This is a genomic window from Streptomyces sp. NBC_01198 (assembly GCF_036010485.1).
In the GTDB taxonomy this organism is placed as follows: Bacteria; Actinomycetota; Actinomycetes; order Streptomycetales; family Streptomycetaceae; genus Actinacidiphila.
The window spans coordinates 21,392-43,075 of sequence record NZ_CP108568.1; the positions used below are offsets into that span (position 1 = coordinate 21,392).

At 68.6% G+C, this 21,684-nt stretch carries 23 protein-coding genes and 2 pseudogenes; 13 read left to right on the forward strand and 12 right to left on the reverse strand.

Going from position 1 to position 21,684, the window contains the following annotated elements; all coding sequences use genetic code 11:
* Positions 1–85: 85 nt before the first annotated feature.
* Positions 86–949, reverse strand: coding sequence for a glutamate racemase (locus OG702_RS00095; protein WP_442814261.1), 864 nt, complete (start codon positions 947–949; stop codon positions 86–88).
* Between OG702_RS00095 and OG702_RS35320 the strand changes: the two genes are divergently transcribed.
* Positions 920–1,669: an NUDIX hydrolase gene (locus OG702_RS35320; RefSeq protein WP_327293028.1), complete on the forward strand. Its 750-nt coding sequence runs from the start codon at positions 920–922 to the stop codon at positions 1,667–1,669. The genes OG702_RS00095 and OG702_RS35320 overlap by 30 nt on opposite strands.
* 284 nt (positions 1,670–1,953) lie before the next feature.
* On the opposite strand, the gene OG702_RS00105 is transcribed toward OG702_RS35320, so the two are convergent.
* Positions 1,954–3,990 carry an ATP-binding protein gene (locus OG702_RS00105; protein WP_327293033.1) on the reverse strand — a complete coding sequence of 679 codons (2,037 nt, stop codon included), beginning with the start codon at positions 3,988–3,990 and terminating at the stop codon, positions 1,954–1,956.
* Positions 3,991–4,055: 65 nt separating this feature from the next.
* Here OG702_RS00105 and OG702_RS00110 point away from each other — a divergent pair, with 65 nt between their 5' ends.
* Positions 4,056–4,559 (forward strand): hypothetical protein, encoded by a 504-nt coding sequence (locus OG702_RS00110; protein WP_327286755.1) that lies wholly within the window; start codon positions 4,056–4,058, stop codon positions 4,557–4,559.
* On the opposite strand, the gene OG702_RS00115 is transcribed toward OG702_RS00110, so the two are convergent.
* The gene (locus OG702_RS00115) at positions 4,516–5,307 is read right to left on the reverse strand and encodes an IS5 family transposase (RefSeq protein WP_327286756.1); all 792 of its coding nucleotides are present in this window, start codon (positions 5,305–5,307) and stop codon (positions 4,516–4,518) included. The genes OG702_RS00110 and OG702_RS00115 overlap by 44 nt on opposite strands.
* A gap of 545 nt (positions 5,308–5,852) precedes the next feature.
* On the opposite strand from OG702_RS00115, the gene OG702_RS00120 reads away from it, so the two are divergent.
* Complete coding sequence (locus OG702_RS00120; protein ID WP_327286757.1) at positions 5,853–6,740, forward strand: DUF3800 domain-containing protein; 888 nt, start codon at positions 5,853–5,855, stop codon at positions 6,738–6,740.
* A gap of 173 nt (positions 6,741–6,913) precedes the next feature.
* On the opposite strand, the gene OG702_RS00125 is transcribed toward OG702_RS00120, so the two are convergent.
* The gene (locus OG702_RS00125; RefSeq protein ID WP_327286758.1) at positions 6,914–7,078 is read right to left on the reverse strand and encodes a hypothetical protein; all 165 of its coding nucleotides are present in this window, start codon (positions 7,076–7,078) and stop codon (positions 6,914–6,916) included.
* A 1,032-nt stretch (positions 7,079–8,110) separates the two neighbouring features.
* Here OG702_RS00125 and OG702_RS00130 point away from each other — a divergent pair.
* From OG702_RS00130 to OG702_RS00140, 3 genes are all read left to right on the forward strand, one after another.
* On the forward strand, positions 8,111–8,497 hold the full coding sequence (locus tag OG702_RS00130; protein ID WP_327286759.1) for a hypothetical protein: 387 nt from the start codon (positions 8,111–8,113) through the stop codon (positions 8,495–8,497).
* Between the two features lie 158 nt (positions 8,498–8,655).
* Complete coding sequence (locus OG702_RS00135; protein ID WP_327286743.1) at positions 8,656–8,964, forward strand: transposase; 309 nt, start codon at positions 8,656–8,658, stop codon at positions 8,962–8,964.
* Between the two features lie 5 nt (positions 8,965–8,969).
* Positions 8,970–9,872: an IS3 family transposase gene (locus OG702_RS00140; RefSeq protein WP_327286760.1), complete on the forward strand. Its 903-nt coding sequence runs from the start codon at positions 8,970–8,972 to the stop codon at positions 9,870–9,872.
* 30 nt (positions 9,873–9,902) lie between these two features.
* Here the strand turns inward: OG702_RS00140 and OG702_RS00145 are convergent, their stop codons facing one another.
* The 4 genes from OG702_RS00145 to OG702_RS00160 all read right to left on the reverse strand — a co-directional run bounded on the left by OG702_RS00145 (position 9,903) and on the right by OG702_RS00160 (position 13,492).
* Complete coding sequence (locus OG702_RS00145; RefSeq protein ID WP_327286761.1) at positions 9,903–10,952, reverse strand: integrase catalytic domain-containing protein; 1,050 nt, start codon at positions 10,950–10,952, stop codon at positions 9,903–9,905.
* Between the two features lie 191 nt (positions 10,953–11,143).
* Complete coding sequence (locus OG702_RS00150; protein WP_327286762.1) at positions 11,144–12,379, reverse strand: ATP-binding protein; 1,236 nt, start codon at positions 12,377–12,379, stop codon at positions 11,144–11,146.
* Positions 12,380–12,386: 7 nt separating this feature from the next.
* Entirely contained in the window at positions 12,387–12,818 is a 432-nt protein-coding gene (locus OG702_RS00155; RefSeq protein ID WP_327293034.1) for a MerR family transcriptional regulator, read from the reverse strand.
* 185 nt (positions 12,819–13,003) lie between these two features.
* The gene (locus OG702_RS00160) at positions 13,004–13,492 is read right to left on the reverse strand and encodes a winged helix-turn-helix transcriptional regulator (RefSeq protein ID WP_327286763.1); all 489 of its coding nucleotides are present in this window, start codon (positions 13,490–13,492) and stop codon (positions 13,004–13,006) included.
* Positions 13,493–13,613: 121 nt separating this feature from the next.
* Here OG702_RS00160 and OG702_RS00165 point away from each other — a divergent pair, with 121 nt between their 5' ends.
* The 6 genes from OG702_RS00165 to OG702_RS00190 all read left to right on the forward strand — a co-directional run bounded on the left by OG702_RS00165 (position 13,614) and on the right by OG702_RS00190 (position 18,396).
* The gene (locus OG702_RS00165) at positions 13,614–14,525 is read left to right on the forward strand and encodes a nitrilase family protein (RefSeq protein ID WP_327286764.1); all 912 of its coding nucleotides are present in this window, start codon (positions 13,614–13,616) and stop codon (positions 14,523–14,525) included.
* Positions 14,526–14,529: 4 nt separating this feature from the next.
* Entirely contained in the window at positions 14,530–15,294 is a 765-nt protein-coding gene (locus OG702_RS00170; RefSeq protein WP_327286765.1) for a hypothetical protein, read from the forward strand.
* Between the two features lie 87 nt (positions 15,295–15,381).
* Entirely contained in the window at positions 15,382–15,702 is a 321-nt protein-coding gene (locus OG702_RS00175) for a hypothetical protein (RefSeq protein ID WP_327286766.1), read from the forward strand.
* Entirely contained in the window at positions 15,702–17,057 is a 1,356-nt protein-coding gene (locus OG702_RS00180; protein ID WP_327286767.1) for an amidase, read from the forward strand. The genes OG702_RS00175 and OG702_RS00180 overlap by 1 nt, the downstream gene beginning before the upstream one ends.
* 35 nt (positions 17,058–17,092) lie before the next feature.
* Entirely contained in the window at positions 17,093–17,488 is a 396-nt protein-coding gene (locus tag OG702_RS00185; protein ID WP_327286768.1) for a tautomerase, read from the forward strand.
* A 110-nt stretch (positions 17,489–17,598) separates the two neighbouring features.
* Positions 17,599–18,396 carry a PAS domain-containing protein gene (locus OG702_RS00190; RefSeq protein ID WP_327286769.1) on the forward strand — a complete coding sequence of 266 codons (798 nt, stop codon included), beginning with the start codon at positions 17,599–17,601 and terminating at the stop codon, positions 18,394–18,396.
* Between the two features lie 176 nt (positions 18,397–18,572).
* On the opposite strand, the gene OG702_RS00195 is transcribed toward OG702_RS00190, so the two are convergent.
* From OG702_RS00195 to OG702_RS00205, 3 genes are read right to left on the reverse strand one after another with little or no spacing between them, the layout of a single operon-like run.
* Positions 18,573–19,367, reverse strand: coding sequence for a MerR family transcriptional regulator (locus OG702_RS00195; RefSeq protein WP_327286770.1), 795 nt, complete (start codon positions 19,365–19,367; stop codon positions 18,573–18,575).
* Positions 19,368–19,382: 15 nt separating this feature from the next.
* Complete coding sequence (locus tag OG702_RS00200) at positions 19,383–20,144, reverse strand: ABC transporter permease (RefSeq protein WP_327286771.1); 762 nt, start codon at positions 20,142–20,144, stop codon at positions 19,383–19,385.
* On the reverse strand, positions 20,141–20,950 hold the full coding sequence (locus OG702_RS00205) for an ABC transporter ATP-binding protein (protein WP_327286772.1): 810 nt from the start codon (positions 20,948–20,950) through the stop codon (positions 20,141–20,143). The genes OG702_RS00200 and OG702_RS00205 overlap by 4 nt, the downstream gene beginning before the upstream one ends.
* Before the next feature lie 227 nt (positions 20,951–21,177).
* On the opposite strand from OG702_RS00205, the pseudogene OG702_RS00210 reads away from it, so the two are divergent.
* Positions 21,178–21,252: pseudogene (locus tag OG702_RS00210) on the forward strand (hypothetical protein); the annotation flags it as partial.
* 126 nt (positions 21,253–21,378) lie between these two features.
* On the opposite strand, the pseudogene OG702_RS00215 reads toward OG702_RS00210, so the two are convergent.
* Positions 21,379–21,465 (reverse strand): annotated as a pseudogene (locus tag OG702_RS00215) (hypothetical protein); the annotation flags it as partial.
* Between the last annotated feature and the right edge of the window lie 219 nt (positions 21,466–21,684).

Genomic DNA, 21,684 nt, shown 5'->3' on the forward strand with positions numbered 1-21,684 from the left:
TGTATTGCAGTCCCTCGACACGAGGACGCCCAGATAGCGGCACGGCTCAGCCGACCCGGCACCCTTTGTGGTTCGAGCGCAGCAACTATCCAGGGACTGCCGACCCGTGCAGCAGCCGACCTTCGACATACGCTGAGGCCGCCGCAGGCAGTTCCTCCACACGCCCACTGCGCAGCACGGTGAGACTGCCGGTAGCGGCGACCCCCGGCTGGGGTTTGAGGCCCACGCTTGCCAGTGCCCGGCGGGCCAGAGCATCAGCCGAGCCGTGCAGCGCGGGCCCGGCCCCGCCACCGCCTCGCAGCAGCACAGCACGGATCTGAGGGGCGACCAGCTCGTAGTGCGTACATGCAAGGACAACCGAGCGGACAGCGATGGGGGTCTTGGCAACCGCGGCAGTGATGGCGGCAGTCGTCGCTTCCGCGTCCGCGGTTTCGATCGCGTCCGACAGCCCATGGCAGGCGACCTCGGCCACTGACACGCCCGCTGCGAAACGCCCGAGCAGACGCTGCAGCCCTTCGCTGCGGACCCCGGTCGGCGTGCCCCATACAGCGAACGGGCCGCCGCCAGCAGCGGCCTCTGCCACGGCGGGCAGGGTCTCGACCACCACCACGCTGGTTCCCAGGCTGGCCCGGATAGCGGGCATGGCAAGCAACGTGGCCGTGTTGCACGCGACAATCAGCAAATCCGGCTGGAAGGCAGCCGCCGCCTCAGCTACCAAAAGCGCACGTGCCGTGAGGTCCTCGGGAGTGCGCACCCCCCAGGGCATGCCATCAGGATCTGTGGACAGCACCAGATCCACATCAGGACGAAGCCGCCGCACAGCAGCCGCGGTGGCCAGCAGCCCAAGCCCGACATCCATGACCGCAACGCGTGGCGGCCCATCGCCGCTACGAGCCCGCCATCTCGACGCGCTGACGCCATGCAGCAGATTGTCCACGCTCTCCACCATGCCCCACCTCCACACAGGCGCCACGCACGCCGAAGAAGCCAAGTCTTAAGCCGGCCCGAACTCACGAGACATAGCCAATCCGCAGCAAGTGGTCGAGCCGTACCCCACATCCCGCCTGCCGACATTCAAGGCGGCGCGTCCGGTGGTGCCCGCGTACACGCGAATGTGCCCTGGCAGGTAGAGGTGGTCGCCTTCCCGGCCCCGCAGGCGTCGTCCGGCCAGGATCCCGCCGGCCGCGCCGTACGCGACGTCTCCCGGCCCGCCAGCACTGCTCGCGTTACGTGGGACGACGAGGCAACGCCGCCGGGAGACGCGCCACTGCCGGCGGCGCTCGTCGCCCTCTGGCGTGCGGGCCGGGTCCTCATGGTCTTCGATCGGTACCGTCAGTCCTGGGAACTTCCGGGCGGGTGTATCGAGCAGGGTGAATCGCCTCGTCAGGCAGTTCTGCGTGAACTGTTGGAGGAGAGCGGGCAGGAGCCTGACGGACCGTTGCGGTTCGTCGGCTATGCAAAATTTGTACTGGCACCCGACCAGCGAGTCGAATACCTGGCCGTGTTCGCAGGTCACTGTGCCGGAGCCCGCGCCTTTCAAGCCAACGAGGAGACCGCAGCCGTTCACTGGTGGGATCTTCACGAAGCACTCCCAGGGCATGTTCAGCGCCTGGACGCCTGTCTCGCCGAGCTCACGCGCTTGCCCAGCAGATCGCCCCACCCGGGCTGAGCGGCCGACGCTGTCGGGGCCTGGGATGTCCCGACCTGGCGGGCGGTCGTTGGACTTGGAGCCCCGCTTCGGCGGGCTCTGGGGCGGGCCTGGACCTCACCAGCTGGTGGACCATCGGCTGCCAGTACGCCGCCCGGGACTAACAGATCGCGCCGGCAGCACCGCGGCGGAGCAGTGGCGCGGCCGGTAGCCCGGGCGCTGCGGCGGCACCGGGTTGGTGCCGCCGCATCTGCTTCGAGTTCGGCTTCGGGACGCTCTGCCACCACCCCCGCCGCGCACAGCATTCAGTCCTGCTGCTGGGAGACCGCCGGCTCGGACTCTTCGGCCTCGTCTGGCTGCGTCCAAGCGTCAGGAATGAAGTGCGAGTAGCTCTCGCGCAGGTGCTGGGTAACGCGGTCGTCGGTCGCCTCGTAGTTGAGCTGTTCCTGGAAGAACCGCAGCTTCTTTTCCCCGGCGTCAAGGATCTCGCCCCAGTTCTTGACCCAGACCTCGTAGTCCTCCTGGATGTCAGCGAGACCGGGCGGCCGGTCCTTCTGTCGGATGTCGCGAAGGATCTTGTCGGAGTATGCGTAGGTGATGAGGTAGAAGCGCCACTTGGCGCCCACCCCGCTGTACTGGGGGTCATCGATGATGGCTCGTGCGTAGCTCTTGATCTGGTCGAGTTCCTTCGGGCCGACCTTCACCGTGGGTCGCTTGAGTTCGATGACGAGCCGCTCGGTGGAGTTGTCATCCCGGCGACTGCGGAAGAGCAGAATGTCGACCCGGCCGCCGCGCCCGTCCGGCTGGGTCACAGTCTCGAGCTCGTGTTCCAGGACCACGTCTTCACCGAGGTGGTCTTCCAGGTGCGCACGCAGGACGTTGGTGAGCCCGAGCTCGCTCCTGGTCATGTTCCAGTCTTCGCCGAACAGCCAGAGGTTCTTGTTGACCATGGGATGGAGCTGGTCGACCTCTCGCAGGTCCTTCCGGCGGTGTTCGTCGGCGAGGATCCCGCGGAGTGCCCGGATGAAGTTCAGGCGGTTGGTGACCGTGGTGGCCGCGCCGATGACGTGCGTCAGGTCAGTGCTGTCCAGGAGATTCTTCAGGTGCCGGCGATCGTCGTCGCTGAGCGCCAGGACCTTTTCCAGGATGGTGTGGAGATCACCGGGGCTGCTCTCCAGGGCGGTGCGGATGAGGTTGACCGACAGGCTGCGGGCCGCGCCCTTGCTGGGCAGCGCGTGCCGGGCGGCGGTGACGACGACATCGAAGGTCTGGCGCTCCACGGCGAGAGCGCCGGTCGCCAGCTCGTCATCGTAGGGGTAGATACCTTCGGACTTGAGCTGCCGCACGACCTCTGCGGAGATCTGGGCCCCGCGAACGGCAAGGTGCTGCTGGACCGCCTTGACGGCTGCGTCCAAGAGGCCGGAGTGAGCCATGGTCAGGCCGTGCAGGTCGTCGACAGACAGGCCGTTGAAGAGGTTGGCGCGCAGGTAGGGGGTGAAGCTGATGATGCCGTCGGACCAGTCCTTGCCGTGCTCGCCCAGCGCGATGCCGGCAGCGTTGCACAGGAGCATGGCGCGGTCACCCATGCGTTTGTTCCACTCGACAAAGGTGACGACCGGGGGCGGATCCTCGCCTGCGTATTCCGGTGGCAGGTCCAGCTCCAGGTCGACGGGGTCGCCCACGATGATGTCGCTGGGGTCGAGCTGTTTGCCGTCGAACGTGACGCGCACGTGCGGGTACGCCAGGAGATAGAACGCCAGCTTCGCGGTGAGGTTCGCTGCGGCGTCGTCACGCTCCAGGCTGCTCAGCGGCTTGCCCTGCGGTACAGAGATGCGAACGACCGTGCCGGGCTTCTCCCGCGCTGGCCCTGTCTCCTCCACCTGCCAGATGGTGGCGTGGTCGGCGTTGCCGCGGATCCGGACCCCGACCAAGGAGTCGTCGGCCACGGCTGCAGACTCCCAGGTGAGCTGGTCTCCCAGGGCAAAAGCGAAGAGGCGGCCTTCGCCGTTACGGCCGTGCAGGATGCGTTCTCCGCCTTCGGTATGTGTCCTGCTCGTCTTCCAGGTGGTGCCGAACGCCTGGAAGGCGGTGCGCGCCCGCTCAGGTGTCATGCCGTGGCCGTTGTCGGTCACGACGACGTCGGTGATCGCCTTCCACCCGGAGCGCCGCAACTCGACGTCGACCTCGGTGGCATTGGCGTCCAGGGCGTTCCACACCAGTTCGGCGACCGCCGTGATCTGGGGCCTCTTCTTGAACTGGAGGATCTTGCGCTCGCCGACCGAGAGCTCGAACTCAGTCGCTGTTGTCGTTCCGAATTTGAGGGCGGCGTTTTCGCTGGTCAGGCATGGGTTGGGTGGTTCGGTGGGAGGTGTGGCCTGTCGGGTTGTCGCTCGCTGGGGAGGCCGGGATGCCGTCGGTTGTCGGACTGCTGGAACGGCACGAGGTTGCTGCTCGTCGTCGTGTCGACGGGCTGCGGGAGGAGGCCGACCGGATCCACGCCGAGTTGGCCGAGGCCGAGCAGGAATGGCGGGAGTGGTCGGTCGCCCGCAGGCGGGTCGACGCGGTGCTGGCTTCCGGCGGCGATGACCAGGCGGAAGCCTCCCAAAGCTCGCGGGATGCGGTGCAATCGAGGTCACAGGTGCCTGTGTGGCGCGAAGGGCTTGCCCGGTCGGTCCTGTCGGTGGACTACCAGCGGATCGTGCAGGCACTCGCCGACCGGTCCCGGCTTCGTCAAGGGCCCTTGACCTGCCAGGAGATGGCCGCGGTGTTCGGGATGGACGTGGTGCCGGCTCGGGTGGAGGCCTTGCGGGCGAAGGCGAAACGCCTGGTCGCGCGGGGATGGCTGACCGAGCCCTCACCAGGCCGGTTCACGCTGGCGAAGGGTGTTGCCGGGCCAGCCGGCGGGTCATGAGCAGGGTCATCGACCAGTAGACGATCGCCTCCGCGCTGGTGGTGCGGCGTTCGTAGTCGCGTGCCAGCCGGCGGGTGCGCATCAGCCAGGCGTTGGTGCGCTCAACGATCCACCGCTTGGGCAGGACCACGAAGCCGCGTCGGTCGTCGCTGCGTTTGACGATCTGCAGGACCAGCGCGAGGACGGCCAGGCAGTGCTTGACGAGGCTGCCGGTGTATCCGCCGTCTGCCCGGACCAGGACCAGACGGTGATGCGCCTCGGTCACCCGCTGGAGCAGGACCTTCGCGGCGGTGCGGTCTCCGACGTCCGCAGCGGTGACCATCACGCCCAGCAGCAGGCCGAGACTGTCGACGACGAGGTGCCTTTTGCGGCCGTTGATCAGCTTCCCGCCGTCGAAGCCGCGGCTGTCGGAGCCGACGACCGCGTCCGCCTTGACCGACTGGGAGTCGATCACGGCGGCCGTCGGCTCGATGTCCCGCCCGGCACGGGTGCGGACCCGGTCGCGCAGCCGGTCGTGGAACTCCCCGATCAGGCCGCGGTCGCGCCAGCGGCGGAAGAACGCGTAGACCCGGTCCCATGGCGGGAAATCGGCCGGCATCGCGCGCCACTTGATCCCGTTGTCGACCAGATACCGCACCGCGTCCAGTATGGCCCGGTGGCAATACGCCTCCGACTGCCCGCCCCGGCCCCGCATCCAGCCCGGCACCGGCAGCAACGGCCGGACCACCGCCCACTCCGCGTCCGTCATGTCCGACGGATACCGAGGCCGGCGCGTGCCGTGGTCGGCGGCGTTTCCGAACCGGTGTGCCAGGCAGTCACACCCCGGAGTGACCGAACTGGACGGCCCAGCCATCGACACGGAACACTCCAACACCGGGGCCTCCTGACGTTGTTCGTTGATTCGACACCATCGAACTGTTCAGAAGGCCCCACCCTTATGCACCGACCATGCCGTCACCACCCAAACGGGAACCCCGGTTCGAAGCCCACTCCCCAAGGCCGGAACGACAACAGCGACTCAGTCAGCGGCGGCTCGCTCTGCGCCGGCAGGTGGGCGCTGACCACGTCCACGCCAACTCCGTTGCGGGCAGCGCCTTCTGTGCTGTTCTCCCCAGACATGCGGTGACCGTACCGGTTTCACTCAGTGCGGTACACCTCGCCGTGCGTGAAGGGGGTCGGCGTGCCATGGGGAACCACTCTCAGGGCTGATGCAGCGGCCAGCGGCTTGGCAGGGCCCTAGGCCGGATGCTGCGCTGGCATCCTCCCAACCCGCTCGGGCTAGGCTTCCGCGCCATGTACTTCGCGTTCATGGACGACAGCGCACGCAAGGCAAAAGACGTCCCCCGGCAAGGCCTTGAGGATCTTCACGCCTACGGCGCGGTGATCTTTCCCCAGGACGCACTGCAGCCCTACCGCGAGCAGCTCGCCCAGCTTCGCAAGGAGCTGGGCATCCCGACCGGCACCGAATTCAAGTGGGCACCGGACGGCGGGCCTCTGCACAAGAAATGGAACGAGATCCACACAGCCCGCGTGCGGATGCTGGAAGGAGCAGCAGCGCTCGGAGTACGGGCGTGCGTCGTCGTCTGCGCGCCCCACTTGATGCCCGGCTGGTCCGAATCCGAGCTGAAGAGCGAGATGCTGGAGTACCTCTACGAGCGGGTCACCTACGCGTTCGGCGAGGAAAAGGGCGTGGTGATCGCCGACCAGCCAGGCGGCGGCCGGTCAGACGAGACCCGGTGGCTGGCTGACGCACTGGCTCTCGACACCGACGGCACCCAGTACGTGAAGCCCGCGGACAAGCAGATCCTGCTGCCCATCATCACCACACGCTCCGACCATGTGGACCACCTGCAGCTCGCGGACCTGGTGGCCGCCGCGACCACCGCGCTCATAGCCGGCGCGCCCACGGCCGACCGCTACAAAGACCTGGTCTACAAGCTGCTCATGAAGAACTACCGCGACTACGCCGGCGGGACAGGTCTGAAGTTCATCCCCAGCGCCTCGTACAACTCAAGGGCGCTGATGAACCTCGCCCACTGGGTGTTCGGCGAAGACGCCTACGTCATCCCTGACACCGGCAGCTCCATGGGCATGACGCTTCCCTACGGCGGGTGGATCTTTGCAGGCAACAACGGCATGGATGATCCGGCCGATATGGGAACACAGCAGTCAAGGAGCTAGCGGCGACGCCGATAGCCCGGCCGGTGCGAAGCGGCAGCAGCTCCGGGGTTCTTGTTCGACTTCGCCTTGGGGGCGTCCCCCGCGAGCTCACCGACCCGGCGCTGTAGCTCTTCCAGCCACGCCCGCCGCTCCGGGCTGATGACGAACTTCTGCTCCTGGTCGTCGTCCTGGCCCTAGTCCTGGACGTCGTCGGCGACGTCGAACGCCAGCTGCTGGTACAGCACGGTCGCGGTCTCCTGGTCCTGTGGTGAGGGCTTGCCGCGCCCCGCGGCCCGGCCCGGCCGGGCTGCCGGGGTGGGAGTCCTGGAGGCCCGCAGGATTGAACACTTGATGCTCAAGGCGCAGCCCGAGCGCGACGCTGGATCGGGCCAGACGTGCCGGCCCAACCGGCCGCTGCGTACGGCCGGCGGCCAAGGGCCACTGGTGAGGGTCCGGCTGCCGGACGGCCAAAAGTTTGCGGTTGACGGCGCATCGACGGCGCGGGCAGGCGACGGCCGGGTTGCTGCGCCGCCGCCGGAGCGGAACCGCTTCACCCGGAGGGGAGCGGGTCCGAGGCGTCGCGGGCCGGTCCGACCGCCGCTCGGACCGGCAACGACCTCGGCGAGCAGCCCGAGTACCACTTCTCGGGCGGCGGCCGCCGTCGCGGCTCGCGGCCCGGTGGCTCCGACAACTCCCGGCCGGGCGGGGCGACGACAGAACACGGGCTTTCCAGCCGCCGGGCAAGCTGCGGTCCGTCTCCCCCAGCGGCCAACATGGCTGCCAGCATGTGCAGTAGCGGGTCGCCTTCGAGCCGCGACCACGCGCCCGAGGCGTCGACCAGGCGCTCACCGGCCTCGCGGAACCGGTCGCGGTGCGCCTCACACCAGGCGTCAGCGTTCCGCTGACGTGCCTTCTCCAGGCGCTGAGCTGCGACATCCCGGCCGCCGACCTGTGCGGTGGCCCGCTCCAGGCGCAGCGCCCTGGTATCAGCCGACTGCCGGGTGGCCAACCCGACGGCGTCGGCGATCCGCTGCCACGAGGCGCGGCGCTGCCGGGCCGCCCGGATCAGATCCCGCTCCAGGGCGTCCAGGTCAGTGCCTGTGTCTGAACCTCGCCCCGGGGCAGCAGGCGAGGGTTGCCCCTGGGTGGGCGGCCTCGTGGAAGGTGGTGCCCGCCCAAGGCGTCTGCCCACGTCGCCCAACGGTACAGTTCTCGCGGTTTGAGGCAGGGCGCAAAGCCGCCGCCCAACCAGTCCTACCCAAGGAGCAACCGTGCGCGCTCGCACCGCAGCAGTCAGTCTCGTTCTCGCCGGGTCTCTGGCCGCTGCAGGGTGCGGTGGCGGAGAGAGTTCCGAGGCGGCACCGACGACCGCAGCAAGCACGGTGCCGTCGGTGGGTTCCAAGCACGGTTCCCCGGTCGACCCCGTGCCGACCGGCACTGCGACTCACGCGGCCACGGTTGGCCCTCCGCCGGTCGACACCCGCACTGTGGCGATTGCCGCGCGTGCCGCCGGAGTACCCGCCCCCAGCCCCGAAGCGGTCGCGGCCTTCCTCGCCGACCTGAACGCGATTGACCCTGCCATCGTGGCGGGGCGCCCCACCATGGGGTCCCTGCTGTCGAACAGCCTGGGCCGCTGCCGGGCCCTGGCGAAAAACCGGGACCCGCAAAAATTCCTGGTCGAGACGATGCTGAGCTTCGGCAACGAGCAGATTCAGCTCACCCGCGAACAGGGCACCCGCGTCATCGACGCGATCCGGCGCAACCTCTGCCAGGCGTAGAACGCCTTGAGTGCGGGCCTCTGAAACCGCTTTCAAGGTTGGCCCGACCCGGGTGGTGCCAGGGATCGTCTTCAATGACCGTTGCTCGTCTTGAAGTTCCCCCAGTGAGTTGGACAGCCTGATACTGGGACGGTTCGTCCCGGAGGAAGCAGTCCAAGTTGAGTGGCAAGAGCAACATGAGCAAGCGGTACACGGCCGAGTTCAAGCGGGACGCGGTCGCGCTCGTCCGGTCGTCGCCGCATCGGAACGTCACCGAGATCGCCCGGGAACTGGGAGTGAGCCCCGAGGGGTTGCGTGGCTGGGTCAAGCAGGCGAAAATCGACCAGGGCGAGGGGCCGGCGGGCGCCCTGACCAGCGAGGAACGTGAGGAGCTGCGGCGCCTGCGCCGCGAGCTGGCTGAGGCCAAGAAGGCGAACGACATCCTGGTAAAAGCCGCGGCCTTCTTCGCGAAGGAGATCGTGAAGTAGGCGCTGTGTGCCGCTTCATCGATGCGGAGAAGGCCACCGAGGAGAACCCCGATGGCTACAGCGTCGCCCGGCTGTGCCGAGTGCTGAGCTTCCACCGCTCCACCTACTACGCCTGGCTCGCTTCACGGCCCGCAGCCGCCGAACGGCAGTGCGCCGAAGACGGGTTGACCGACCGGATCCGTGAGATCCACGCCACCTCGCGAGGTGCCTACGGCGCCCCGCGCGTCCATGCGGAGCTGCGGCGGGGCGGCCTCGCGATCAACAGGAAAAGGGTCGAGCGGATCATGCGCGAGCGCGACATTCGCGGTGTCACCCGCCGCAGGCGCCGCTACCTGACGCAGCAGGACACCAAGGCAGCCCCTGCCCCGGACCTGGTCGGCCGCGACTTCACCGCATACGAGCCAGGCCGGAAGCTGGTGGGCGACATCACGTATCTCCCCACGGTCGAGGGCTGGTGGTACCTGGCCACGGTCATCGACCTGGCGACCCGTGAGGTGATCGGGTATGCGATGGCCGACCACCACCGCGCCGAACTGGTCACCGACGCCCTGCGCATGGCTGCCGGCCGCGGCGGCCTGCAGCCCGGCTGCATCATGCACACCGACCGCGGCAGCGAGTACACCAGTGGCGAATTTCGCACCGTGATAAGGGAGTTGAATCTGAGGCAGAGTATGGGACGAACCGGCATATGCTATGATAATGCTGCAGCCGAGAGTTTCTTCGGACTGCTCAAAGCGGAGATCGGCACCACCGTCTGGGAAAGCCGTGAGGCGGCCCGAGCCGACGTCTTCTGCTTCATCGAAGTCGAGTACAACCGCACCAGGCTCCGCAAGCACCCCGAGTTCGGGTACCTCACCCCACTCGAAACCCGAGCTAGATTGCGGCACGACCTCACCCCCGCAGCGTAAGCATCCGCTGTCCAAGATCAGGGGGGAACTTCACATCCACGCCGCGACGTAGTCGCGTTTGCGGAAGCGGACCCCGCGTGTGGTGAGCGTGCGGGTGCCGGCGTCCTCCAAGGTGAAGGTCCACAAGTCCGTGGCCGGTACGTCCCGCAGCGGAGTGGGATCGGCCTGCCACGCCTGAAGCGGGGTTCTGCCCGCCAGCGGCGCCGGCTGGTGGGAGGTGTTCCACCACTGCACCCATTCCAGCAGCCGGGCGGTGAAGTCCTCGAAGTCCAGCAGGACTTCGTCCTTGGGGCGGGAGGGGCGTTTGCCGGGGCGGGGCTGGCGGGCGTAGCCGGGCAGGGCCGCCAGGAACATCGACTCCACCGCCCGGTTCACCCCCTCCACCGTGCCCTTCAGGTGCGGGGTGTAGGCGGGCAGGTCCTCCACACCCACGTCCAAAACGTCGAACACGGCCATCACCATGGACGACAGGAAGTCCTTGCCGCGGTCCATACGGACCTTCTCCGGCAGCCCGCCGAACGGCCCGTAGGGGTCCTCGCGCAGGACCGCGGCGCGCAGAGCGGCCAGCACCGACTCCCGCGACGGATGCCCCGGTGTCACAGCAAGGCCGGTGATCGCGTTCGTCGCGCAGTCGGTGAACCACGTGATCCACGGCCTGCGTGCGGTCCCCTCCACGTCGACCAGCACCGGCGCCTGGACGTGGTCGGTCTCCCACACCTGGTTGCGCCAGCCCCGCGGCCTCGCCAGGAACACGTCGTGCTTGCGCGCCGCCCGCTCCCCCGCCGCAAGACCGGCCCGCTCCCCCGGATCCAGATCCCGCTGGATCGCCCGGTGCAGGGTGGGCAGCGAAGGTACGTACCCGGGCGGAGAGCGCCGGGCAGACCGCGCGACCAGTTCGCGGTGGACCGCGGCCACGTTCCCCTTCCACAGCGCGAACAGGTGCCGCACCTCCGGAGTGACCGTGTACCGGGTGCCGGTCTGCTCCCGCGGGCCGGTCACGACAACGCCGGCACCGCCCCGCTCGGCGTCGGCCAGCCACCGCCACACCGCCCGCTCCTTCACCCCCAGTGCCTCGGCCACCACCCTCACCTGCCGAGAGATCGGCCTGCCCTGACGGCGCACCTCCTGCAGCCGGCGCACCGCCGGTCCACGCAGCGCCGACAGCGATGCCGCGGGCAGACCCGCATCAGGGGGTGCGGGAGTGGCACCGGAATCGGGAACAGGCGCGCGTCCTGCCGCCGGGTTCTGCCGGCCCGGCCCCGGGCGCGCGCTCACAGCGGTCCTGCCAGCCGGCCGCAGACCCGCTGAAGCATCCGCCGGTCGACCACCGCGGCGGAGCGCCCCGATGTCTCGGCCGTCAGGTGCGAGGTGACCTTCGCCCAGGTCCGGAAGTTGCCGTGCCCTACGTACTCCTCCACCCACGCCATGTCCTGATCGGCCACCTGGGACCACAGGGGATGGAAGGCCTGCATCACCGTGGCGACCTCGCCCGGGGCCATGCGCGGGACCAGCTCCCATGTCAGGACCCGCGACGCCAACGCCGGAACCCTGCGCAGCGCCCGCTCACTGCCCGCTCCCGCGAAGACCAGCGCCGTGTCGGTGTCCGGGTGGTCCCACAGTCCCCGCAGGAACTCCAGCGCCGACACCGACAGCCGCTGCGCCTCGTCCAGGACCAGTACCCGCGGCTGCCGCAACGCCTCCACCAGCACCGCGTCCGCCTCCCCCGTCCCGTGCGGCAACCGCCCCCGCAGGTCCAGCGCCTCGGCCAGCGCCCGTCGCACCTCCGCCACCGACGAATGCACCCCGACCTGGACCCGCCGCACCCGGGCCGGGCGCGGCAACTGCGACAAGGCGTACTGCAGGGCGACCGTCTTGCCCTGCCCGGCGTCCCCGTACACGCACACCACCGCACCCAGCGCCGCCGCGTGCGCGACCGTCCGCACCACCGACTCCACCACCGGCGTGACCACCACCTGCGCACCCGCCACCAGCACCGGAACCTGCGCCAGATGCTTCTGCTCCCGCACAAACACCCGCCCGCCGGCCCCCGTGACGACATCCAGACCCAACTCACCCAGAGGATCCGGCCGCCCCGGCCCGGCAACCTCCGGCTCCCGCCCGGTCACCAGCACCCGCCCCGCCCGCCGGTCCCTGCGCACCACCCGGCTCAACGTCGACATCGACGGAACCGGCACCCCGCTGTCCCCGCCCGCACCGGCCAACAGCCGGCGCCGCAACTCCGAGACGTTTCCCCCCGCCTCACCCAGCAGCTCCCACACCTCGTCCGACACCGCGTACCCCTGCCGGACCCCCGGCTCCACCCGCCCGGTCGCGTTCGCCTGCTCCAGCCAGCGCCACACCGTCCGCTCGGACACACCCACCGTCTCAGCGACCGCAACCACATGCCGGGTCGACAACTCCCCCGCCCGCTGCCGCTCCAGCAGACGCCCCACCACCAACCCCCTCGGCAACCCCACCCGCCCCGCGCCCAGAACCCGCTCGTCCATCCCCCCATCACACCCCCAGCCACCACCGCCACCGCATCAGAACCCTCGAACCTGAGACAGCATCACCCCCCATCAGATAACGCACCCCGGACAGTCCTCCACCCCCGAACTCCCACCCCCAAAAACAGCAACCAACAGCCCACAAAGAAGCCACTGACCAGCAACAACAACCCCACAACCAACTGTCTCTCACCACCACTGCCACAAAACCGAGACATCGCAGCCAAGGCGGTGTCGCTGGTGACAGCACGCGGATGATCCGGGTCGGGAGGCCCGCGTCGAGCAGGCCGCGGACCTGGATGACCCGGTCGACGCAAGCCTCGTCGTAATCGCGGTAGCCGTTGCCGAGGCGGCCGGCGACGATCAGGCCCTGCTCCTCGTAGTAGCGCAGGAGGCGGTGAGGGGTGTCGGTACGGGTGGACAGTTCTCCGATGCGCATCGGTGCGGCCTCGCAATCCGTCTCGTCGGCCATGGCTTGACCTTCACATACCTGTGAGGGTCACGACCCTAGCGGGCTTGCGCGACGGCAGGCTTCGACCGCCGGCCAGGTCGCTGTCGGCGGTCGATCGCCGACAACGGCGGTTCACCGGGGTGGGTGGAGACGTTCTGTTCGGGGTGTCGCGATCACGCCTGGGCTTCTCGGCCGCCTTCGCCGTCAGCCCCTTCCGCCGCTTTCAGAACGTAGGAGTCGCGATACGTGACCGGCAGGCCTTCGTCGTCGGTCGGTTCAAGCCTACGGAGCGGCCGCCCGGTGTGGACGTCCAGCAACACGGAGTGCTGCTCCCCTTCCTCGAAGAGATGCCCTTCGCCCCACTGCCGCAGTGCCACGAGGATCGCGAACAGGTCAGCGCCCTTCTCGGTGAGGACGTACTCGTAATAGGCCGTGCCGTCCGAGGCTGGGCGGGTCTCGAGAACTCCCTGCGCGACGAGGGTGCGCAACCGCTCCGTGAGGATGTTCCGCGCGAGACCGAGGCTGCGCTGCAGCTCCCCGAAACGGCGGATCCCGTCGAACACGTCGCGGACGATCAGCAGGGACCACCGATCCCCGACCACGTCGACCGCGCGAGCGACCGGGCACGCCGCCTTCGCGAGAGCCGGCTTCGACGCCCCCATCTGGTCCTCCTGTCTGTGCCCGTCGGAACAAGCCGCTCCGAGGTGGTTGCAAAACCAGACCACCCATCCTACTCTCCTGCTATCCAGTCTTGTTTTGAAACTAGCTACTGAGGGGTAACTGATGTCCGACGGAGCGGCCGCGAAGAACGAGGCCCGGGTGAGCCCGGCCCGGGTGGCAGTTGTCCAGTTCGAGCCACAGGTCGGGGCGGAGAACCTCAAGGCGAACGCGGCGGCAGTCGAGCAGCGTCTGAACGCTGCCGGCGAGTCGGGCGCGAACCTGGTCGTCCTCCCCGAACTGGCGACGACCGGCTACGTATTCGAGACCCGTGAGGAGGCTTTCGCGCACTCCGAGACGATCCCGGACGGGCCGTCGCTGCAGCTGTTCGAGCGGACCGCCGCACAGCACGGCATGTACATCGTCGGCTGCGTCGTCGAGCGCGATGGCGAGCGGCTTTACGACACAGCGGTGCTGGTAGGGCCCGAAGGCTACATAGGCCGCTACCGGAAGACGCACCTGTGGAACACCGAGAAGCTGTGGTTCACCCCCGGCGACGAGGGGTTCAAGGTCTTCGACACCCGCATCGGCCGCATCGGGTTGCTTGTGTGCTGGGACATCTGGTTCCCCGAGACCGCCCGGATCGTGTCCCAGTTGGGTGCCGACATCATCTGCATCCCAACCGGCTGGGTGTGGACCCCGCCGCCGCTCTACGACGCGAGCGGCGTCTGCATGGCCGCCCATCTCACGATCACGGCGGCGCACGTCAACAACGTCTTCATCGCGACGGCCGACCGCATCGGACAGGAGCGGGGGGCCGGCTTCATGGGCAACTCACTGATCGCGGGCACCAACGGGTGGCCGATCGACCGCATTGCCGGTCCGGACGAGGACACGATCATCTACGCCGACGTGGACCTCACGGCCACCAGAACGGCGCCGATCTGGAACCAGCTCAACGACCTGCACCGGGACCGGCGGACGGACCTCTACGACCAGATGCTCGGCTACCGCGGCGCGCCGCCGTTGCCGCGGTGACGTCGTGAGCGCCGTCGTCGATCCGACGAAACCCACTCACGGGGCCGCACGCCTGGCCCTCGTAACGGTCGCGTTCGTCGTTGTGGCGAGCGCGGCCGCCTGGGCCTCGCTGACCGGCGGGCCAAGCTGGCAAGGCAACTACCGCGACCTGCCGGGCTTGGCCCGGTGGGTGCTCGCCGCGATCTCCGAACCGCAGTTCTACGCGGTCGGATCGGCGAGCGCCCTCCTCCTCGCCGGCGGCCTGATCGGCCACATCGCACACCACCGCGGCTGGTACCTGCAGGGTTTCGTCCAGGCATGCGGAACCGGGATCTGGCCGTCGGTCGCCGGCGCCGCACTGCTCAGCGTCGTGCTCAGTGCCCTGCTCTGGGGAGGGACGCTGGCGGGCGGGACCTGGCAGCCGCTGTCCGCGCCCCTGGTGTCGGTCGCACCGGCGGTCGTCGCCCTCTACGGGCCCGGCTGGCGAGTGTTCCTCACGGCCGCTGTGTCCGGGGCGCTGCTAGGCACCTCCGGCGGCAATCGGGCTGGTCACATGGGTCGCCCGACCGAGCGGTCTGCCGCCGGTCGCCGGTGCGACAGCCGGCATGGCGCTGGCCGCGTCGACAGCGTTCATGATCTGTCCCCGGCTTTCGTGGATGCCCGAACCATGGGCGTGGCGGGCCATGGCGTCTGCTGCGCCCGCTCTCGGGCGGTGGCCGGCGCAGCAAGGACCGGTGTGGGTGCTCCGGCGCGCACTGGCCGACCTGTCCGAGGCCCAGTTCTTCGGTAACAAGTGGGCGAGCGCGGCACTCATCATCGGTCGCTCCTCGCCTATGCGACGGCACCGGAGTCACTGGTCTACGGGTCAGGCCTGTTCGTGACGGTCCTGATCGGACAGCTCATCACGGCCTTGACCGGTGTGATCATCTGGCGGCAGCGCTGGCTGGAAGCCGGCTTCTACCCGACTTTCGTACCGGTGGTGTCCCTCGTACCCGCCGCCGTCCTCACCTACAACGGCGCGATGGTCCCGACCGTGGTCGCCGCCCTCGTCGGAGCGCTCGTCTCGCCGCCGACCGCCGCGGCGATCTCGGCCCGCCTCCCAGCCGGTTTTCACCCGTTCGTCGGCAACGTCGCCGCCACGAGCATCTGCACGGCGCTGATAGTGCCGCTGCTCTCCTTCCTCCCGGGAGCCCCCTGATGAACAGCGCCAACACCCCACCCGTCACGATCTCCGAACTCGGTCTCGCGCTGCGTCGAGGGACGACGTCGTCTGTCCAGCTGGTCCGCGCCGCGCTGCGGCGTATCGAGGACCGGAATCCGACGGTGAACGCCTTCGTCCTCGTCGACTCAGCCGGAGCGTTGGCCGCCGCCGAGCAGGCGGACGCCGAACTCGCCGCCGGGCGCGATCGCGGGCCGCTGCACGGCGTGCCGGTGGCAGTCAAGGATCTCATCGACATCGCCGGGCTGCCGACGACGTGCGGATCAGCGTCGTCGTTCGGCACGGCACGGGCGATCGAGGACGCCGAGATCGTCGCCCGCCTACGGCGAGCCGGCGCCGTGATCGTCGGGAAGACGACGCTGCACGAGTTCGCCTACGGTGCCACCGGCGATCGCTCGGTGCACGGTCCGTCCAGGAACCCGGTCGACCCCGGACGCATGTCCGGCGGCAGCAGCGGCGGCAGTGCCGCCGCCGTCGCCGCCGGGATGGTACCGCTCGCTCTCGGCACCGACACCGCCGGATCGGTGCGGGTGCCGGCTGCGCTGTGCGGTGTGGTCGGCTTCAAACCGGCCTTCGGCGCACTTCCGGTGAGCGGAATCCATCCGCTGGCACCTACGCTCGACCACGTCGGCCTGTTCACGGCGACCAGCCAGGATGCGCTGCTGGCATCACTCGCTCTCTCCCGTTCCCCCGAACGCACTCCGTCGAGCGACCTCCCGGATGCGCCCGTCGCCTGGATCCCCCCCGAGGACATCGCGCCCACCGATCCACGAGTCGCCCAGATCGCGCACGACTCCCTGATCCGCGGCGGAGCGAACCCGCGCGCCGTCTCCGGGGTCCTGGGCCGTACCGAAGACCTGTTCCGGACGTTCTCGACATTGCAGGGACACGAGGCGTTCGCCGTCCATGCCGCTCACCTCCCCGGCGAGGAGTCCCTGATCGACCCCGACGTCCTCGCCCGGCTTCGAACCGGAGAGTCGGTCAGCACCGAGCAGTACGCGGCAGCCGATCGTGCGCGGCGCGACTTCCGGGACCTCGTTCTGCGCCTGCTCGACCAGCACCCGGTCCTCGCCGTACCGACCGTTCCGATCATCGCTCCGCGGATCGATCAGCGAACTGTGCGTGCCGGCTCCGCGACGCTCGAAACTCGCACCGCCCTCCTGTCGCTCACCAGCCCGTGGAACATGGCCGGCGTGCCCGCGCTGAGCGTGCCCGTGGGACGCCTCGACGGACTGCCCGTCGGGATCCAGCTCATCAGTGCTGAAGGTGAGGAGAAGCGGCTCTTCGGGATCGCCTCGATGATCGAGGACCACTCCGCAGCCGTTCATGGCTGACGCCCGCCGGACCACCAGCGAAAGGCACACCACCCATGCCATCCATCCAGATCGACCTGCCGCTCGACGTGCCGGCACCCGCCAAGCAGGAACTCGCGGGGCGTGTGGGAAAGATCTACGCCGACCTCATGAAGGTGAACGCCGACCTGCTCACCGTCTCCGTCCACGATCTCGGACAGGGCGGCGTCTGGCGATGCCATGAGGACGGCCCACCCACACCGTCCGCCCTCATCATGTGCGACATCCGGAGCGGACGTCCCCGCGAGACCCGAGCAGCGCTCGCACAGTCACTGATCGACGCCTGCGCCGGCCTGCTCCCGCTCGACACCTTGTGGATCAAGGTCGAGTTCACGCAACACTCAGGTGACGAGATGTACCACCCGCATCTCGGAGGCTTCAACAAGGACTGGACAAGTGACGAGCGCGACTGACCGAGACGCCGGGGGCGCAGCGCCGACATCGCCGAGGGCGATCCTTCCGTCCATTCGATGATGAGCCACTTGTGTCTTCACCGCAGGTTCAGGAGGCATAGCCTGGTGGCATGGCTGGTGCCTCGGACGCGGGGGGCGTAGGCGCAGCGCTGGTGGAGGCGCTGACCCGGCAGCGACACGTCGGCGTGCTGGTCCTGGACGAGGACCTGCGGGTAGAGCAGGTGATCTCCGAGCTGGGGACGCTGCACGTCACCACGGGCAAGCCGGTCACGGACAGTTTCCTGGAGGACGCGGACAGCACACGGGACATGCTGGAGGGCGTGCTCGCCGGTGGTGAGCCGCTCTTCGATCTGGAGCAAGCCGTGGTGCAGGACGGTGGCGCGGAGGCGGTCGAGCTGACCGCGCTGCGCCTGGACAGCGGGAGTGCGGGCGAGGCCGCTCAACTGCTGCTCGTGATGTCGGACGTCACCGAGCGGTGGGGGGCGCGCCGGACGCAGCTGCGGGCCCGCCAGCGGATGGATGTGGCGCTGACAGGGGCGGCCCGGCTGGGGGCGTCGCTCGATCTCCTCACCATCGCGCAGCAGCTCGCCGAGGCGCTGGGGCCCTCCGCCCCGGTCTTCGGCGACATGGTGACGGTGAACCTGGATGCCGGTCTGTTCCTCGGGGTCACCCCTGCCCGTGAACGGGCTGCCGGGGATGTGGGACTGGTGCGCGCAGCTATGGTCACCCGGCCGGATCATGCGTGGCCGGATGCCACGGTAGCGCCGCCCCGGGGCCGCCCGGGCCGCCTTGACGGGACGGGTACAGCACGAAGCCCGGGCCGCCGGCACCGGGCTTCATCGTGGGGGGGCTGCCGTGCTCAACGAGCCCGGCCCGCGTCGGTTACGGGGCGGCAGGCTCTCAGCTGAGGTGACCATGTGATCAGTCGGCCGGAGACCCGGCGCGTTGCCACGGTCGGTGAGATCCAGGCGGGTGTAAGGCTGTCACGCTCGCACCCGAAGTCCTCGGATCGGGCCCCCTGGGGCCCGCCCCCGGAAAGCACGTCCACCCCCAAATAGCGTCATTCCAGGACCCTGACATGCCTTCACGATGGCGGCTGCTCAGTGTTTAGTCCCTTGGTAGGCACTCGCTCGATGCGGATCCAGCCCCTCCAGCCCCGCTCCTCCAGGATCGCCCGGAGTCGCTCGGCGACCGGTGAGGAGTTGGCCGTGGTCGAGTCCAGCAGGTCGACGAACTGGTCGTCGATGCCGTCGTCGGCACCCACTTCGCCGGCCTCCTCAGCGCGAATCATCAAGCGCTCCATGATGTCGGCGACCTCGACGATCTGCGGATCGTCGGTCGGCCAGTCGAGTGCCCCGCTGAGAAGGCTGTAGAGCTTCACCATGTCGGGGTCGTCCAGCTCCACGTGCTTTTGGGCGATCACGGCGTCGATCGAGTGCGGCAACTGGGCGGCGATCATGATCCAGGCGTCCCGCTCCATCTCGATGTACCGCTCCTCAACTCCGAGACCGCGCAGCCGGTCGAGGTAGTCCACGACGCTCTGCGGAAGCGCCAGGTGCTCTCCGGCGGCAAGCCTGGCGAGTCGGCTGCGAGTGTCCTGCAGCCGCCGGATCTCGGCATGCAGGGTCTTGTCGATCTCCTGGACGCCGCCGGCGAAGTCCTCCGGGCCGGCGGCGAGGAGTTCCTGTACCCGGGCCAGCGGCACGCCGGCGTCTGCGAGGGTGCGGATCCGGATCAGTCGCACGACCGCGGCAGCGTCGTAGGTCCGGTATCCGGACCGGTCGCGCTCGGGCTCCGGCAGCAACCCGATCCGGTGGTAGTGGCGTACGGCCCGCACCGTCACCCCGGCGTACGCCGCAAGCTGGCTGATGGTGAGCATGGGTCTCAGCCTGCCTCAGGCGATCTTCCGGCGATAGGCGGTCATCGCGAAGATGTACGCCACGACGAGGATGCCGATGCACCATGCGAGGGCGGTCCAGATGTCGTCGCCGACCGGCTGCTGGGCGAACAGGTTGCGGATCGTGTTGACGATCGACGTAACCGGCTGATGTTCGGCGAACCAGCGCACCGGGCCGGGCATCGTCTTTGTGGGCACGAACGCCGAGCTGACGAAGGGCAGGAAGATGAGGGGGTAGGCGAACGCGCCAGCTCCCTCGACCGACGACGCGGAGAGCCCGGGGATCACGGCGAGCCAGGTCAGCGCCAGGGTGAACAGGAGCAGGATGCCAGTGACCGCGAGCCATGCTGACACTCCTGCCCCTGAGCGGAAGCCCATGAGCACAGCGACGCCCACGACGAGCACGAGGGCGATCAGGTTGGCGACCAGGGAGGTGACGACGTGGGCCCACAGCACACCCGACCGCGCGATCGGCATGGACTGGAATCGTTCGAAGATCCCGCTCTTCACATCGGTGAACAGCCGGTACGCGGTGTAGGAGATGCCTGAGGCGATGGTCATGAGCAGGATGCCGGGCAGCATGTAGTTCACGTACGGAACCGACCCGGTATCGATGGCGCCGCCGAACACGTAGACGAACATCAGCATCATGGCGACCGGCGTGATGGCGGTCGTGATGATGGTGTCCATGCTGCGTGTGACATGGCGCAGGGTCCGCCCCGTGAGCGCGGCAGCGTCGCTGAAGAAGTACGTGGTCATCCTTGTCCCCCAGTTGTCGTGCCAGTGACGTCGCTCTTGTCGGTGCCCCCGATGACTGCGAGGAAGATCTCCTCGAGAGTCGGCTGCTTCTCGACGTACTCGACCTTGGCTGGTGGGAAGAGTTGCTTGAGCTCGGTGAGGGTGCCGTTCACGATGATCCGTCCCTGGTGGAGGATCGCGATTCGGTCGGCCAGCTGCTCGGCCTCGTCCAGGTACTGCGTGGTGAGCAGCACCGTAGTTCCGTGGCCGGCGAGCTCCTTGACCGCCTCCCACACCTCGATGCGCGCCTCGGGGTCGAGTCCGGCCGTCGGCTCGTCCAGGAAAATCACCGGCGAATTCCCGATGAGGCTCATCGCGATGTCCAGCCGGCGGCGCATCCCACCCGAATACGTGGACACTCTCCGCGCGCCCGCCTCGCTCAGCGAGAAACGCCTCAGCAGGTCATCCGCAGTCGCGCCAGGGTCCTTGATGTGGCGCAGCCTGGCGACCAGGGCGAGATTCTCCCGACCGCTGAGGATCTCGTCGACGGCCGCGAACTGCCCGGTGAGACTGATGGACTCCCGCACGTTCGCCGCTTGCGTGGCGACGTCGAAGCCATGGACGCTCGCCGCCCCCGCGTCGGCTTTCAGGAGCGTGGCGAGGATCCTCACGGTCGTGGTCTTGCCCGCCCCGTTGGAACCGAGCAGGGCGAAGATGCTGCCCGGCACCACGTCGAAGTCCACACCGCGCAGCACTTCGAGCTTCCCGTACGACTTCTTGAGACCTTGCATGCGAATCGCCGGACCGGCGATCGATTGGGCTGTCATGGGTCATCTGCCTCCTTCGCGGAGTTGTTCCAGGCGACTGCGCGGAAGCTCCTCCCGGGAGGATGGAGGGTTGACCTAGCGTCAAGGTCAAGCCCGTTCCGACCACGGCACTCAGATCGCCGACCGGCCAGACACACTGCAGCGATGACGGGCCGCTCGCCCCGAGCTCGTTCGGCCGCGAACCCGCCATACTCATAGCTGTCGGTGAACCACTCACGCGTCGGTTCCTGCGACTCACCGGCCAGAAATCGACGAACCCGCCTGCTTCGCCCGGGGGGAAGGTCGACGCAGGCGAGACACCGCGTGAGGCGGCGTCCCGTGAGCTGTTCGAGGAGACGGGCATCAGAACCGAACTCCTTCCTCAGCCCGCAGCTGTCCGCCTGCTTGACCCAGCCACGCAACCCCTCGGGGCTCACTCCCAGTTCCCGGGCGATCTCGGTGACGTTCCGATGCGGCGACGACCGGACGAGCGCGACCGCGTCCCGCTTGAACTCGGCCGTGTACCGCTTGCTCATGTTGCTCTTGCCACTCAACTTGGACTGCTTCCTCCGGGACGAACCGTCCCAGTATCAGGCTGTCCAACTCACTGGGGGAACTTCAGTCGCTGTTGTCGTTCCGGCCTTGGGGAGTGGGCTTCGAACCGGGGTTCCCGTTTGGGTGGTGACGGCATGGTCGGTGCATAAGGGTGGGGCCTTCTGAACAGTTCGATGGTGTCGAATCAACGAGCAACGTCA

Bases quoted from the DNA above. Each gene is read 5' to 3' on its own strand.
- OG702_RS00205 (WP_327286772.1), bottom strand. From the start codon at position 20,950: ATGACAGCCCAATCGATCGCCGGTCCGGCGATTCGCATGCAAGGTCTC.
- OG702_RS00190 (WP_327286769.1), top strand. From the start codon at position 17,599: ATGGCTGGTGCCTCGGACGCGGGGGGCGTAGGCGCAGCGCTGGTGGAG.
- OG702_RS00185 (WP_327286768.1), top strand. From the start codon at position 17,093: ATGCCATCCATCCAGATCGACCTGCCGCTCGACGTGCCGGCACCCGCC.
- OG702_RS35320 (WP_327293028.1), top strand. From the start codon at position 920: ATGCAGCAGATTGTCCACGCTCTCCACCATGCCCCACCTCCACACAGG.
- OG702_RS00195 (WP_327286770.1), bottom strand. From the start codon at position 19,367: ATGCTCACCATCAGCCAGCTTGCGGCGTACGCCGGGGTGACGGTGCGG.
- OG702_RS00150 (WP_327286762.1), bottom strand. From the start codon at position 12,379: ATGGACGAGCGGGTTCTGGGCGCGGGGCGGGTGGGGTTGCCGAGGGGG.
- OG702_RS00110 (WP_327286755.1), top strand. From the start codon at position 4,056: ATGCCGTCGGTTGTCGGACTGCTGGAACGGCACGAGGTTGCTGCTCGT.
- OG702_RS00180 (WP_327286767.1), top strand. From the start codon at position 15,702: ATGAACAGCGCCAACACCCCACCCGTCACGATCTCCGAACTCGGTCTC.
- OG702_RS00120 (WP_327286757.1), top strand. From the start codon at position 5,853: ATGTACTTCGCGTTCATGGACGACAGCGCACGCAAGGCAAAAGACGTC.
- OG702_RS00115 (WP_327286756.1), bottom strand. From the start codon at position 5,307: ATGACGGACGCGGAGTGGGCGGTGGTCCGGCCGTTGCTGCCGGTGCCG.
- OG702_RS00165 (WP_327286764.1), top strand. From the start codon at position 13,614: ATGTCCGACGGAGCGGCCGCGAAGAACGAGGCCCGGGTGAGCCCGGCC.
- OG702_RS00160 (WP_327286763.1), bottom strand. From the start codon at position 13,492: ATGGGGGCGTCGAAGCCGGCTCTCGCGAAGGCGGCGTGCCCGGTCGCT.
- OG702_RS00095 (WP_442814261.1), bottom strand. From the start codon at position 949: ATGGTGGAGAGCGTGGACAATCTGCTGCATGGCGTCAGCGCGTCGAGA.
- OG702_RS00200 (WP_327286771.1), bottom strand. From the start codon at position 20,144: ATGACCACGTACTTCTTCAGCGACGCTGCCGCGCTCACGGGGCGGACC.
- OG702_RS00155 (WP_327293034.1), bottom strand. From the start codon at position 12,818: ATGCGCATCGGAGAACTGTCCACCCGTACCGACACCCCTCACCGCCTC.